The sequence below is a fragment of the Mycobacterium cookii genome, from assembly GCF_010727945.1.
In the GTDB taxonomy this organism is placed as follows: domain Bacteria; phylum Actinomycetota; class Actinomycetes; order Mycobacteriales; family Mycobacteriaceae; genus Mycobacterium; species Mycobacterium cookii.
This window is the reverse complement of sequence record NZ_AP022569.1, coordinates 5,017,602-5,032,057: the sequence shown is the minus strand read 5'-3', so window position 1 is coordinate 5,032,057 and position 14,456 is coordinate 5,017,602. Positions and strand designations below refer to the sequence as shown.

Sequence of the window (14,456 nt, the reverse complement as noted above, 5' to 3'; positions counted from 1 at the left end):
AGGAAGTATTCGTGAACCGGCCTTGTTGTAACCCCTTGAGCTATTAGTACGGGTCGGGGATCAGAACTTTGAGGGAGTAGCGGCGCATGACAGCTATGACCGTGAGCAGCGATGAAGTGCAATCTGGACACCGGGAGACCTCAGCGTGGGCGCCGCTGAAGATTTCGATTTACCGCAACTTGTTCATCGCACAGCTGGTCTCGAATATCGGCACGTGGATGCAAACCGTCGGCGCGCAATGGTTTCTGGTTGAGCACCACAGCAGCGCGACCGTCATCGCACTAGTCCAAACCGCTTCGCTCACACCGACATTGGTTCTAGGACTGTTCGGTGGTGTGTTCGCCGACCTCTTCGATCGGCGACGGCTGCTCATCGTCATTCAAACCTATGCGGTACTCACGGCTGCTGTGCTGGCCACATTGGCGTTTGCCGGGGTGTTGACCCCTACCTGGTTGCTGGTTTTCACCGTGGCCATCGGCTGCGGCTCGGCGCTGACCGCTCCGGCGTGGCAGGCGATTCAGCCCGAACTCGTTCCGCGTGAACAGATACCTGCCGCGGCGTCGCTGGGCAGCGTGACAGTCAACGTGGCCCGCGCGATCGGACCTGCACTAGCCGGGGTCGTCGTCCTGCAAGCCGGGCCGGCCGCGGTATTCGCGCTCAACGCAGTGTCCTTCGCAGCGATCATCGTCGCGTTGCGGTCCTGGAAGCGACCCGGTTGCGCGCCGGTGAGTGATCGGGAAAGCATCGGGCTGTCGATCCTGGCGGCCCTGCGATGGGTGCGCCACGGACCGGTCACCCGCCGGATTCTGCTGCGGTCGGCGCTGTTCGCGTTTCCCGCCTCGGCATTATGGGCACTGTTGCCGGTCACCGCCGCACAGCACTGGCACATGAACTCCTGCGGTTACGGCCTGGTGCTCGCCGCCCTTGGCGTCGGCGCCGTGATCGGGGTGGCCCTCATCGCGCACATCCGCAGACTGTGCGCAACCAATACGGTGTTGGCAGGTTCGGCCGCCGCCTATGCGTTGGGCTTAGCCGTCATAGCGATCGGCCCGTTCGGTCCGGCGATCCCGCTGCTACTGGTCTGCGGCATGGCCTGGATCGCCACCCTGACCACACTGAATGCCGCCGTCCAGCTGTCGCTGCCGCAGTGGGTGCGGGCCCGCGGCATGGCCGTGTATCTGCTGGTCTTCAGCGGCTCCCAAGCACTCGGGTCTTACGTGTGGGGTCTGACTGCCGCCCATGTCGGGCTTGCGTCATCGCTCGTGACAGCAGCTGCCCTACTTCTGCTGACGGCTGCCAGTGTGGCTGTGCTTCCGCTGCGTCCGGAAACCGGAACGCTCGACCTGACGACGTCGACCGCCTGGCCCACGCCGACACTGGTTTTCCAGCCCGATCCCACCGACGGGCCGGTGCTGGTTTCGACCTCGTACCACGTCGCGGACGACCGAATCGACCAGTTCACCGCCGCGATGCTGAAGGTCGGCAGGTCGCGCTCACGTACCGGCGGCTACCGCTGGCGGTTGTACCGCAGCGGCGAGGACCCCGAACTCGTCATCGAGGAATTCACCGTCCCGTCGTGGGCCGAATTCGACCGTCAACACAGCACTCGCTGGCTGGCTTCCGACCATGCAGCCCTGGCCAGCGCACTGCGCTGCACCGTCGACGGCCGCGCGGAGGAGCACTGGTACTTTGCGCTGGCCGGCCCGACAGGTGCGCGCGGCGGACCACCGAGGGCCGACGCGTCAGCAAGCGGCCAGCGCAGCGTCGTTCTGAATGGGATTCTCCCGCAGCCGTGGGCGAATCCAAGGGTCTAGCTGCCCGCACGGGTTACGGCGCTGCCGAGCCGGACCATCCCGTTCACTGGGTTAAGGTTCACGACGGCGACGAAAAAGCCGGACACGGCCCGAGGGAAGGACCCGATGACCACCCTGGCCCCCAGCATCCGGAACGCGGTCACATTCACCGTTGCGGTACTGGCCTTCGGCGCCTCGCTGGTCTTCGGGTTCGCCGGTACGGCGCACGCCCATGGCACGTGGACGCCACCTCCTGTGCCCCGCTCCCCGATGGTCCACACCCATCACGGGCCGTTCTCCGTCCTGCACCAGGCACCGTCCCCCGGCGTTGCCCAGGGACCTTTCTCCGTCCTGCAGCAGATGCCGTAGGGCCGTGGACGTCCAGCCGGCATGAGAACCCGAGCGATCGTCGGCGTCCTGGCCGCCGCCCTCGGTGCGACAGGCTGGCGGGCGATTCATCACTACGTCGCGCGGATCGAAGCCAACCCGGACCCCTATCCGCGCGAGCGGCTTGCCCGCGAGCTTGACGGCGAGGACGTTTTCATCAACCGTCCGGACGGAACGGTGTTGCGGGCAATATCGGCCGGCGAGGGTCCCGCTGTGGTGCTGGCCCACGGGTTTGGCGTGACGGCGGTCGAATGGAACCTCGTGTGGAACGCTCTCGTTGAGCGCGGCCATCGAGTGATCGCTTTCGACCAGCGGGGGCACGGGCGTTCGACGTTGGGTTCGGACGGAAGCGGCTCTGCGGCCATGGCGCGCGACTACGTCGCGGTTCTGGAGCAGTTCGACGTGCACGACGGGGTTCTGGTCGGACACTCGATGGGAGGATTCGTCGCGATCCGTGCTGTGCTCGACTACCCGGATCTGGCACAGCGGCTGCGCGGTCTGGTCCTTTTCGCGACGTGGGCCGGACGTATTCAGGATGGCGCACCGTTGATGCGGTTGCAGATGCCATTGCTGCAGAGCGGGCTTTTGCAAAAGCTGTTGCGCAACAGGACAGTTGGCACGTTGTTCGGCGCCGCCCAAAGCGGGACACGGCCATCACCGGCGATGATTTCGGTTTTCCGGGAGGTTTTCGCTCAGCAGCACCACCAAGCATTACTACCGATTGCGCGTGCGTTCGCGCGGGAGGATCGATACCCACGTCTAGCTGAAATCCGGGTGCCGACCGCCGTGATGGTGGGTACTGCCGATCGCAGCACGCCCCGCGGTCATGCCGAACGCCTTGCCGCCGGCGTGCCCGGCGCGCGATTGATCACGGTGCCTGAGGCCGGCCACATGCTGAATTGGGAAGCCGAAGGCCCCGCACTCCTGCTCGAGACGATCGAATCGTTTAGGCCGAAATCCGAAGTTCGACAGCCCGTCTCGTCAACGTGATCGGGCTCGGGTCGGACACTCACCTGCGAAACGTCGTGGTCGCCAGCGCCGCCGCGTCGGCCAGCCTGGTTAGGCCCTCAAAGGGTGCCTTTGGTCCCTCGACTTGCGGCTCTTTCGGCCCTGACGGTCACGGCCTCGCTGAGCGACCCTGCCGATGGGTACATCGCCGATCAGGGGAGAACTGAAATGTGGCAACCACTACCTCGCGCGATCGTGGCAGGCGTTGATGGCTCAGCAGCGGCACTGGGCGCTGTCCGGTGGGCGGCGCGTGATGCAGCACTTCGGAAATTGCCACTGACGCTGCTCCATGTCGTCGATGCCCCCGTCCCGGCGTGGTTCGAGGAGGCCACGCTGTTCGGCGGACAGCGACAGAAGCGAGGAGCACGCGATGTCATTGGGTCGGCGATCAAAGTCGCCGAGCAGAGCACTCGCGAGTGCGGTCCAGTGGAGATCGAAAGCAGGGTGTTGCATTCCGCCACCGTCCCGACGCTCGTCGACATCTCCGCAGAGGCGGAGATGGTCGTCGTCGGCCACCGGGGGCAAGGCAGCGTGCTGGCCCGCAGTTTCCTGGGCTCGGTGAGTTCGGCATTGGTCTACCACGCGCATTGCCCGGTCGCCGTGATCCACGACGACGAAGCCAAGATCGGCAATGTCGCACGGGCGCCGGTGCTGGTGGGCATCGACGGGTCACCGGCATCGGAGGCGGCGACTGCCATCGCATTTGAGGAAGCCTCCCGACGAGGCGTCGGCCTGACGGCTTTGCACGCCTGGGATAACCCCCGGTTCACCGACTCCACCAGGTTTCTCCAAGACTCCAAATGGGACGCGCAGCTAGCCGAGGAGGAGGAAACGCTCGCCGAACGGCTGGCGGGTTGGCACGAACGCTATCCCGACGTGGGGATCCGCCGCATCGTCGAAATTGGCGATCCGGCACGCTGGCTGATCGAGGCGTCCGAGCAGGCGCAACTGCTCGTGGTCGGCAGCCACGGCTGCAGCCGGACCAGGGGCACGCTGCTGGGATCGGTCGGGGCGGCGGTGGTCAACAGAGCGAGGATTCCGGTGCTCGTGGTGCGTTAATTCTGACCGCGGCATTGTGCGTTGTCCGAACAGCCTCTCGATCGCGCAAAAATCGCGACAGAACCACCAATGCAGTGCGAACGTAATGCCAATGTCTCGACGAATTCTCAGTGTGCCGCTGTCAGTTGCCGCGGTCGCAACGTGTCTGACAGTTGCGACGGCGGCGGCTGCGGGTGACGCGGACTGCGCCGTCATCCTGCCGGCAGCCGATCAGCTGGAGCGCGGGTTCAACCTGGTTTCCCCTTCCGGCACGCCGTCTTACGTGGCAAGCCAGATTCGGAACGCCCTGGCACCGTTGCACGGCCTGCGAAGTCCAGCCGCAGTCGATCTTCGGATTCGCTCGGACATGCTGGCATCGCAGATCGACGCCAGTGACCCCTACCGACCGGCAAACCCAGCACAACTCGCCAGCGATCTCGCCGAGGCCAGGCACCGGTTGGCCGCGGCTCGCGACTATTGCGGGCCATAGGGATCGGCCGGCCGCGACCTGCTCGCCAGAGACCGAAAGCTACCCCTGCCCTCGGCGCCAGTGTCGAATTGAAATCCGCTCGGCGTCAGGCCAGATGGCTTTGGCGGCCGGTGATGCACAGAAGGTGTCCTCAGCCTGGTGGATGTTCATGTCGACAGCGTGGAGGCCGTCTTCCTGGTGGGCCCGGCAAACGACGGTCAGCACCCGGTGCGTGTCCGGATCCACCTCCTCCGCCTCGATGGTCAACACCACGACGAGTGTGTACCCGGCTCCGGTGGGCAGATAGAAGGTGAGGTCCCGGCTCTCCAGCGCGCCGCCGTTGGTCACCAGATAGCCGTCGCCGCTGGGGTAGACGGCCTGTCCGACCATCTGGGTGCGTTCGAAATGCTGGCGGTCCCCCGGTGCGCGCCATACCGAGAAGCGGGTGTTGGCGCCGCCGTTGAACAGATGTTGGGCGATCGGGATGATCAACTCGTCGCGGCCGTCGCCGTCAATGTCTTGCAACCCGACGCCGCCCGGGCTCGAGGGTTCCAGCAACTCATCGATCGTTTGCGCCACCGCACCCGACGAGTCGGTCGCGGTAACCTTCACCGCCCGGGGGGCGGGCAACTCGGGCGTGGTCCAGTAGGTGACAGCGAAATCAAGAGCGCCGGAATGCATTCGGCAGTCAGTGTGGGGCGACGTGGCTTTAGGGCTGATGATCGCGGCCGTTTGCGAGCACGGTGGCAGCGTGGTGTCAGCGGCCGCCACTGGCCACACCGTGCCCGCGGCGACGGTCGTCATGAGAGCGACCCGCAGCGGCAGCCGCTTCACGTTGCGCGCCTACGGTTTCGGAGTCGGTTCGACCGGGGCGAGAGGAGGCCCTGGTGGCGGGACCTGATCCTCGACCGGCGGATGGGAGCCGGTCTTGGGGCCGATATCGGAAACCTGCCAGTGATCGCCCGCCTTGTTCACGGTGACCTGCAGCAAGATGATCGACACCTTGGGCGTCGGATTTTGCAGATTGCGGGTGGTTTGGTGCGCCGACACCACAACCTGGTAGGCCCCGCCAGGCTGGGAAATCGGGTCGATCGCCAGCACCTCACCGGACGAGGTGACCTGCGCCTGCAACATGATGTTCTTGAGCAGGTCTGCGGCGTTGACGTATTTGTCTTTAAGTTGCTGCGACACACCGTCTTCGACTGAGCGGAAGAAGGCGTCCGGATCTTCGAAGCTGTACGTCAGTGACTTCAGCGCATAGTCCTTGGCCAGCTGCGACACGGTGTCCCGATCGGCTTGCTGCCGCCGCAGTTCCGCGAGCTGACCCGTCACTTGGTGATACTTCATAAACCCGAACACTCCAGCGGCCAGCGCCAGCGCAACGAGAACGGCAGCAACCCATCGCCGCGGACTATGCGGCCAGAGTCTCGACCTCAACGACTGGTTCGGGTGTGCATCATCCTCGGCGGCGCCATCGGAGCCGTCTGTCTCATCAGGGTCAGCCACCGGCTTCGTCGGCGCCCCGTCGAAGGTTTCAGCGCCGTCGGCGGCATCCTTGCTCTCGGTGTCGTCCATCATTTCACCTTCGCTGACAATTGAATTGGTCATGCCAGATCCTTCTCTGCCGTTGCTTCGTGCGGGATCACTGATGCCATTCGGGCACGTTGAGTTGCACCCTCAGACCACCACTGTCGTTGAACGTCGATTCCCAAAAGTCCAGCCAGTGCCCGGCGTCTACCTTGATGGGGCGTAGCGGTGCGACCGCAGGTTGCAGGACCGTGGTAAAGGTACTAAGCGGGCCGGCCAGCATGTCGATGTACTGACCTAACTTCGTTACCAGGACCCCGGCTGGATCGTCAGGGCCTACCACGCCCACGCCGGTGTGCGAAAGGGTCTCGATTTCGTGGACCAGTCGCAAAAATGCGGGCACCGACCGCGGAAGCAGTTTGCCGGTCTCGCTGATCAATTCGCCGGCGTTGATTTCGCCCAAGTTGGTGGTGAACGTCGAGATGTTGCTGAATAGTGTTGCCAGCAATTGCTTCTCGTCGTGGATCACCTTGGCCGTCAGTCCGGCAGTGGTAGCCAGGGAATCGATTGTGTTGTCGTTGCCAGCGAACGCCGCCGAGGCGTTGCTGATGACGATGTGCATTTGGTCGATGTTGAGCGCCGACATCAGGGCATTGGCCTTGGTGAGCAAGTCACTACCGGTGACCATCGGTGAGACCCGGTCGGCAGGGATCACCTCCCCGTCAGTAAAGTACGGCGGCGCAATGATTTTCGGTTTGAAGTCGATGTACTGCTCTCCGGCCGCGGAGAGGTTTTCCACGGTGATCGGGCTGTTGGCGGGCACCGGGTGCGCGCGGTCGAGGTCGATCGAAACCGCCAACCCTGTTGCCGTGGTCTCGATACCGGTCACCCGGCCGACCTTGATACCGCGCATCGTCACGTCGGACGTCGGCAACAGACCTCCGGAAGTGTTGAGCAGCAGCGTGAGTCGGGTGACCTGCTTTGTCGGGCTTATACCGAGTACGCCGACCGACATGTAGACCGCGCCCAGCAGCGTCAGCACCGCAAGGATGACCAGCGTGACGCGGGCATTGAACTTCATGGCACCAGCCCCATGGACTGCATCGCCCTGACCGCCTGGTCGGCCTTATCTGCGGGGTCCACGCCTTCACGCCCGGTCGGCGGGTGAAGTTCGGAAACAATGTATTTCGGCCCTCCATTGCGGAAGAACCCGATGAGCTTGTAGTGCAACAACGCGACTAACTTGTCGGCGATCACCGGAACGGTGGTGTCAACGGTTGCCAGCGTCCCCACCAACGGCGTGATATAGGAAAGCATTTGGATCAAGTCGCCGGCGATCGGATTGATGAGCTGTCCGCCGAGATCGGCGACATCCTGAGAGTCACCGACGACGCGAAGGATGGCGACAGTCACCGCCGATAGCCCTTCGAGCTTCGGCGGGCCTTCGACGACCAGCCGGTTGAACACGTCGGTATTGGCCGCCAAGTTGGTGGTGATGTTCTCCATGCTGGACAAGATGCCGTCCATGGTGTGCTGGTTGGCTGCCAGGTCATTGAGTACGCCGCCGATGGTCTTCTGCACCCGGGTCAGCTCCGCGGGGTCCTTCGGGAACGCTTTGTTGAGGTTGACCACCGTGCTTTGCAGGGTGCCAATTGCGCCGCCGGCCACCAGGTTGGACACCGACCGCAGGACGTCTTCGACGTTGTCGGCCGGCGCGGTGTTACGCAACGGGATGGTGTCGCCGTCCCGCAACAGCGCTTTCGGTAAATCCCCTGACCGATCCTCGGGCGGCACCAGCGCGATGTAGATGTCGCCGAGGGGGGTGGCCTGGCGCAGCTCAGCGCGGATGTTGCCAGGGAGCTTGGTGTCGCCGGACATATCGACGTACGCGACCGCCGTGGCGCCCTCGAGCTGCACGTGGTCGAGCACACCGATCTGCACTCCCCCGGAGTCCACTTTGGCCCGGGCCGGGAGGTTGAGCACGCTGGAGAACTCGATCTTGATTCGGTAGGTGTGGTGGGGCGTGTAAGCGCCCGGGACCGGGAGCCGGGTCGGGTCCAACGAACATGCAGCCGCCGGGATGATGGCCACCGCGGCTAGCAGCCAGGCCAGCAGTACGCGCGCGGCGCGCATCGACTGTCGCGTCATGGCAGCGCGGCCCCCAAGATGAGATCGGTCAGGCCGAGGGTGACCGGATCCGAAGCGCTGCCCGACGCGCACGCCGCGGCTGCGCCCGGGACATTGCGCTTTCGCAAACCCTCACAGATCGCACCGGCCTGCGATGGCGAAATCGCCACCTGCGGTGGGATATAGGTGACGTTGTGTGTCCCCCACGCCGGCTCGTAGATATCGCTCAGCCAGTGACTGAACTGCGGCCACGAGTTGATCATGGCGAGAATCGCCGGGGTGTGTCTGTTCAGCACGTCCCGTATCCAGGTGATCGCCTTGTCAAGTTTTTGATAGAGCCGTGGCCCCCACCGGTTCATCGCCTCGACCAAAATCGGCAGCAGGTGGGACAAATGGATGAGGGCCGCTCCGAAGTTGTCTGACAGGCCCTCGATCAATTGGGTTGTGGTCGGCAGGGTTCGGATCACCGAGGCGAAGCTGTCCCAGTTCTTGAGAAATTCTGAGCTGAGGATCTCACTGTTTTCGAATAGCTGCCGGTAGTCGGCGTCGGCCTTATAGGGGTCGGCGAGCATGGTGACCAGATTGCGCAGGGTCTGGTTGAGGCCGGGTCCAGTGCCGTCCAGCGAGCGACCGGCCGCACGTAAGCTCTCGTTGATCGCGTGCACACCCGGGGCCTCGGACGGGTCTTGGCCGTTTTGCGGATCCAATATGGCGTCGGCGAGTTTGCCTATGGCAGCGAAAGTTTCGCTGACACTGATCGGGGTTTTGGTCGACTTCAGCTTGATGCACTCCGGCCCGGTGAATTTCGGGCCTCCGGTGTAAGGCTTGGTCAGTTCGATATGGCGGTCTGTGACAATCGATTGCGAGTAGGTGACCGCACCGACGTCAGCCGGCAGGTCGAGGTCGGTGGGTACGGTGAAGTCAACCTCGACGTGGTCGGGCTTGTTGATGATCGCGGTCGTCGAGCCGACCTCGATGCCCAGCAGCGCTACCTTGTTGCCCGGATAAAGGCCGACCGCGTCAGCGAATTCGGCGCACATCGCGCGGGTGTGTTGGGGCATCAGGATCTTGGCGCCGATCATCACCGCTGCCGCGACCGCGGCGACGACGACGACGACCACCACTGCAGCGATACCCGATGGGGACCGCAACCGCGAGCCGACAGGCGACGGCCCGGTCATGTCAACAGTTCCTCATGATATTGGGCAGGCACAGGTCCTGTCCGGGCACCAGTCGCTTGTGTTGATCGAAGACGACACCGTTCCCGCTGAGCATTGGCACCACGATGTTGAGACTCTGCCCCAGCTGGTCGAGCGCCTCACCAAGACGGTCGGGATGGGCGACCAGTGTGTCGGTGATGTCCTCGATTCCGTTGACGATCGGCGCGACCTCCCGACCGTAAAACACCGTGATGCGGTCGAGCACTCGAGCCAATTCGTTAAGCAGACCGAAGAATTCGATAATATCGACTGCCTTCGCGGTGTACATCTTGCCGAGGATGTCGAGTTGCTCGAATAACGTGATGAGCTGCTTACGTCCGGCGGCCACGGCTCGCAGGCCGTTGTTGGCGAAGTCAAGACCACGATGGAAATCGTTGGTGGACTTACTCATCGACGTTGTCAACGCATTAGCTGACCGGAGCAAATCGCGGATCGCATCGGGATATCGGTTAGCCGCGTTGGCAACCTCGGTGAAAGTATCGTGGATGACTTGGCCGTTGACTTCCTTGATCAGCGGTGTTGCCGCCTGAATTATGTCGTTGACCTCGAATGGCAGCGTGACGCGTTGCGGTGGAATCACGTTGCGGCCCAGAGGTATACCGCCCTTCGGGTCAAGCGCCACATAGTGGCCGCCAAGCGGAGTCAGGAGCTTGACGTCGAGTGTGGACTCCGAACCCACGACCACCGAACGCTCGACGTCGAATTTGATCTCGACGACGGCGGCCTCAAGACGGACGGTGGTGACCTTCCCGACCGGGATACCGGCGATCCGAACCTGGTCGCCGACGCGCACACCGCCGGAGTTAGCCAGGTGCGCGGTGTAGCCGTTCTGGTTGGTCGGATTGAGGTAGGCCATTGCGGTAACGGCCAACGCCGCGATGATGACAACGACACCGACAATGCCGTGCCGGCGATTGCGGATCGAGGCGCTGCGCTCGTCAAGCGCAGCGCCGCCCCATCCCAGCCACTTGTCCATCACCGACACACCACCAAGTTCTGCTGCGCGAATGACACCTGCCCGATCCCGGGCAACGTGACTTCGCCGTGTGAGCAGGAAAACGTTGGTGTGGCGGGCTTGTCGTCGACCAGCCAGTCCCGTGCTCCTTGGATTAACGACGGCGCGAGCGACAGACCCGCGATGATCGTTGCGGTCTGCGGCCACATCCGGCTGCTCAGGTCGTAGAGCGGAACCGTCGTCCCGTCAAACATGCGCTCGGCATATTGCAAGACGTGGGTGGTGTTTCTCAGGACCGGCAGTCCCGAGTCCAGTGCGGCACGGAATTCCTCAGCCATGGTGCCAAAGCTCGTCACCACGTTGTTGAGCGTGGCGATGAGATGAAACAGTTGCTGCGATTTGCCACCCAGATCTTGGGAGATCGCACTGAGATTCCGTATCACGGCGGTGATAACCGCCTGGCGATTTACCGCCAACTTCGAAATGACGTCCAGGTCATGCAGAAACGGGCCAATGCCGTTTTCATCACCCTGAATCAGGCGCAGCAGGTTCTCACCCAACAGGTTGAACTGGGCAGGGTCAAGGGTTTGGAAAATCGGCCGAAACCCGTTGAACAGCTTGGCTACATCGAACGACGGTATCGTCTGTCCCAGCGGAATGTTGCCGCCGGCCTGCAGCCGTCGATCAGGGTCGGCAGGCTGGACGAGTTCGACATAGCGTTGACCGACCAGGGTTTGATAGCGCACCGCGGCAACGGTATTGGCGAATACCGGGTGATCTTCTTGTGCGGTGAAATCCACCTTGGCGATCCGCCCGTCGAGTCGGATGCTTTCCACCTTGCCGACCTGCACGCCGGAAATGCGAACGTCGTCTCCGACATAAAGGCCCGACACGTCGGAAAATGCCGCGGTGTAACGGGAAACCGCCCCGGTGACCGGACTACGTAAGGCGGTGAGCACGATGAGCATGCACACCACCGCGACCGCGGTGAACACGGTCAGCCACACCAACGATTTGGCGACACTTCTCATCGGCCACCGGCCTGTGGTGCCGCCGCGGGCGCAGGTAACGCCGCGGCCAGGCCCGGCATGGCGTCCAAGGTGACCTCGATCTGCATGCGGACCTCGCCGTTGACGACCGGAAACGCAGCACTGGTGCGGTCGATCAGACCCGAGAGCCGGTCGTAGTACGGCGCAAAGCTGCCGATGGTGAAGGTTTCCGGCAGCAACACGTCCATCATCGCGCGGACGAATGGGACGAGCCACGAGATGTTCTTCGCGACGATCTTGTCGGCACTGAAGAGGAGCTTCGAGGTCTGGTCGAGGATCAGATCCATGCGCGCGACGCCGTCGGGGTGCGCTAGAAAATCCATTCCATTGAGCAGGTCATATGCCAACCCGATTAGCGGGATCGAGTCGCTGGCGCCGTTGACCACCGAGGCGAACACCGAGAGCGACTGCGAGAACGGCACCTTCTGGGCGTCAACCAGCATCTTGACCAGATCGAAGTATGAGCGGGTCACCGGCTCGGTTAGGTCGGCGTGCCGGCGCACCGTCTCGATGATGTGGTCGACATCGGGCGAGTCCACCAGCCGGCCGAATTTTTGGCCCTTCCGCAGCAGTCCGGTAATGGAAGCAGATCGGACGGTGTCACCTATCAACAACGTCTGGTTCGATCTCAGCCGGGGGCCGGCGCCGGTGCTGACCAGCTCGACGGCCGCGAGGCCGAAAGTGTTTGACGACACGAAATTGGCTGTGGTATCCGCCGCCAGCGCTTTGGCTTGGCGCGGCTCGAGTTCCACCGTGATCTTCTGCTTGTTGTATCCGACCGACTGCAGCGTCTTCACCGATCCGATCGTTAGGCCGCGGAACTTCACCTCCGCACCCGGCGTCAGACCCTCACCGATCACATCGGCTACTACGGTCAGCTTGAACGTGTCGTCATACCGGCCGGTGCCCAGCTGATACAGCCCAAAGCCCGCGATACCCAACACGACTGCAGCAATCAGGCCACGGATCCGCAGGGCGCGCGAACTGGGCGCCCGCACTCCTTGGTCCGACCCCGGCAGTATTGGCATGCTTCACCCCGATATCCGAATGCCGGGACTGTTGCCCCAGAACAGCAGCGTCAGCACCATGTCGGCGGCAACCACGGTCACGATGCTGGCCCGGATGGCTCGACCCGAGGCCCGCCCAACACCTTCGGGACCACCGCCGGCGTAGTAGCCCTGATAGCAGTGGATGGCAATGATCAACGTCACGAAAATGACGGCCTTGAGCAGCGAGAACACCACATCGGACGGGTGGATGAACGAGTCGAAGTAGTGGTAGTAAGTGCCCGAAGACTGCCCGTGCAGCACGTTGACGACCAGCGCGCACGACACATAGCTCAACGCCAGTGTCACTACATACAGCGGAACGATGGTGATCATCCCGGCGATCACACGGGTCGTGACCACGAACGGGATCGACTGAATACCAAGGGCTTCCAACGCGTCGATTTCCTCTGAGATACGCATGGCGCCGATCTCAGCGGTCATGCGGCACCCGGCCTGGGCCGCGAAGCCGATCCCCGCGATCATCGGCGCCATCTCCCGGGTGTTCGCATACGCGGAGACAAATCCGGTCAGCGGACCCATTCCGACCATGTCAAGGGCCCCATACCCTTCGACGCCTACGGAACCGCCGACCGCCGCGCCCATGAACACCAGCACGCCGATGGTGCCGCCGCCCACGATCAGCGACCCGTTTCCCCACATCATGTCCACTAACAGCACCCCGGTCTGGTGCCGATAGCGCCTCAGCGTCAGCGGAATCGCACCAAGCACCTGGGACAGAAAGGTGACCTGGTGACCAAGTCGCTGGAAAAGCGAGTCACTTCGCTCGGCGAGCCACCATGGGCTCCGCAAAGCCATGGGTACGTACAGCGACGGCGCTGATACCCGGGCCATCAGCCCACTCTCAGCGGCATGGACATCGACAGTCCCTGCGTTATCACCAGGTTGAGAACGAAGACGGCGACCACTCCGATGACGACGGAGGCGTTGACCGCATCGGCCACGCCGCGCGCGCCGCCCTTGGCCTCAAGGCCCCGCTGGCAAGCCACGAGTATGACGATCACGCCGAAAAGCCAGGTCTTGAGGACGGCGACCCCGACATCGCCGACGCTGGCGAAGGACGCGAAGGACGCGATATAGCTACCCGGAGTGCCGGACTGGAAGCCGACATTGATTGCATAGCCCGCCGCCAGCCCCATAAAGATGATGAAGGAGCACAACACCGGCGCCACGATCACGATCGCTGCCAGCCGAGGGGTGACCAGCCGCCGCACCGGGTTGGTGCCCATGACGCGCAGCGCGTCGACCTCTTCGCGAATGGTGCGGGCGCCGAGATCAGTGGCCACCGCCGAACCGGCCGCGCCGCCCAGCAGCAACGCGGCCACGACCGGTGCACCCTGTCGGATCACCCCGAGGCCGCCGGCCGCACCCGATACCGACGAAGCGCCAACTTGCTGGATGAAGCTGCCAACTTGCACCGCCACGATGACTCCGAATGGGACCGACACCAGTAACGCCGGTATCGCCGTGACGCTGACGATGAACCAGGCTTGGTTGATGGTGTCCCGCCACGGGTGGCGCAATCGGATCAAATCCGTTATCAGGAAGGCGAAGGCCTCAGCGGCCAGGTCGAAGAATCGACCTAATGTCTGTAACGAGGAGTCGACCTGGAGCAGGGTGTACCGGAGCGGCCTACCGAGAATCGTGACGACCGGACGGCCGATCGACGCATCGACGACAGCTTGGCGATCTTCTCGCCTGTCGGACGTCGACACCGCATCAGCGAACACCTGATCGGCGTTGGCAGTGGTGCACGCATCGACATCGACACTGGAGAGTGCGTTGCCTTCTGTCTGAGTCGCTGCTTCAGCCGCTG

Annotated in this window: 15 protein-coding genes; 5 read left to right on the top strand and 10 right to left on the bottom strand. The window is 63.4% G+C overall.

The genetic code is table 11. The features are described from left to right. The first annotated feature begins 86 nt into the window (after positions 1-86). From G6N27_RS23725 to G6N27_RS23705, 5 genes are all read left to right on the top strand, one after another. The gene (locus G6N27_RS23725) at positions 87-1,814 is read left to right on the top strand and encodes an MFS transporter (RefSeq protein ID WP_308207505.1); all 1,728 of its coding nucleotides are present in this window, start codon (positions 87-89) and stop codon (positions 1,812-1,814) included. Between the two features lie 105 nt (positions 1,815-1,919). Then, complete coding sequence (locus G6N27_RS23720; protein WP_163780699.1) at positions 1,920-2,162, top strand: hypothetical protein; 243 nt, start codon at positions 1,920-1,922, stop codon at positions 2,160-2,162. Positions 2,163-2,183: 21 nt separating this feature from the next. Further along, positions 2,184-3,170, top strand: a complete 987-nt coding sequence (locus G6N27_RS23715) for an alpha/beta fold hydrolase (protein ID WP_163780697.1) — start codon at positions 2,184-2,186, stop codon at positions 3,168-3,170. Between the two features lie 186 nt (positions 3,171-3,356). Then, a complete protein-coding gene (locus G6N27_RS23710; RefSeq protein WP_163780695.1) occupies positions 3,357-4,247 on the top strand; it encodes a universal stress protein in 891 nt (296 codons plus the stop codon). Between the two features lie 91 nt (positions 4,248-4,338). After that, positions 4,339-4,716 (top strand): hypothetical protein, encoded by a 378-nt coding sequence (locus G6N27_RS23705; protein WP_163780692.1) that lies wholly within the window; start codon positions 4,339-4,341, stop codon positions 4,714-4,716. 39 nt (positions 4,717-4,755) lie between these two features. On the opposite strand, the gene G6N27_RS23700 is transcribed toward G6N27_RS23705, so the two are convergent. Genes G6N27_RS23700 through G6N27_RS23655 form a run of 10 tightly spaced genes read right to left on the bottom strand, consistent with a single transcriptional unit; the run spans position 4,756 to position 14,304 of the window. Next, entirely contained in the window at positions 4,756-5,499 is a 744-nt protein-coding gene (locus G6N27_RS23700) for a hypothetical protein (RefSeq protein ID WP_163782247.1), read from the bottom strand. A 39-nt stretch (positions 5,500-5,538) separates the two neighbouring features. Further along, the gene (locus tag G6N27_RS23695; protein WP_163780690.1) at positions 5,539-6,303 is read right to left on the bottom strand and encodes a hypothetical protein; all 765 of its coding nucleotides are present in this window, start codon (positions 6,301-6,303) and stop codon (positions 5,539-5,541) included. A 34-nt stretch (positions 6,304-6,337) separates the two neighbouring features. After that, positions 6,338-7,303 (bottom strand): MlaD family protein, encoded by a 966-nt coding sequence (locus G6N27_RS23690; protein WP_163780689.1) that lies wholly within the window; start codon positions 7,301-7,303, stop codon positions 6,338-6,340. After that, positions 7,300-8,370 (bottom strand): MlaD family protein, encoded by a 1,071-nt coding sequence (locus G6N27_RS23685; RefSeq protein WP_163780686.1) that lies wholly within the window; start codon positions 8,368-8,370, stop codon positions 7,300-7,302. The genes G6N27_RS23690 and G6N27_RS23685 overlap by 4 nt, the downstream gene beginning before the upstream one ends. After that, positions 8,367-9,530, bottom strand: a complete 1,164-nt coding sequence (locus G6N27_RS23680) for an MlaD family protein (RefSeq protein WP_163780684.1) — start codon at positions 9,528-9,530, stop codon at positions 8,367-8,369. Before G6N27_RS23680 ends, G6N27_RS23685 begins: the two co-directional genes overlap by 4 nt. Before the next feature lies 1 nt (position 9,531). Then, a complete protein-coding gene (locus G6N27_RS23675) occupies positions 9,532-10,545 on the bottom strand; it encodes an MlaD family protein (RefSeq protein WP_163780682.1) in 1,014 nt (337 codons plus the stop codon). Further along, positions 10,545-11,555: an MlaD family protein gene (locus G6N27_RS23670; protein ID WP_163780679.1), complete on the bottom strand. Its 1,011-nt coding sequence runs from the start codon at positions 11,553-11,555 to the stop codon at positions 10,545-10,547. Before G6N27_RS23670 ends, G6N27_RS23675 begins: the two co-directional genes overlap by 1 nt. Then, positions 11,552-12,601 (bottom strand): MlaD family protein, encoded by a 1,050-nt coding sequence (locus tag G6N27_RS23665; RefSeq protein WP_163780677.1) that lies wholly within the window; start codon positions 12,599-12,601, stop codon positions 11,552-11,554. The genes G6N27_RS23670 and G6N27_RS23665 overlap by 4 nt, the downstream gene beginning before the upstream one ends. A 3-nt stretch (positions 12,602-12,604) precedes the next feature. Next, on the bottom strand, positions 12,605-13,474 hold the full coding sequence (locus tag G6N27_RS23660; protein ID WP_163780675.1) for an MlaE family ABC transporter permease: 870 nt from the start codon (positions 13,472-13,474) through the stop codon (positions 12,605-12,607). Then, on the bottom strand, positions 13,474-14,304 hold the full coding sequence (locus G6N27_RS23655) for an MlaE family ABC transporter permease (RefSeq protein WP_232065164.1): 831 nt from the start codon (positions 14,302-14,304) through the stop codon (positions 13,474-13,476). Before G6N27_RS23655 ends, G6N27_RS23660 begins: the two co-directional genes overlap by 1 nt. Positions 14,305-14,456 lie beyond the last annotated feature (152 nt).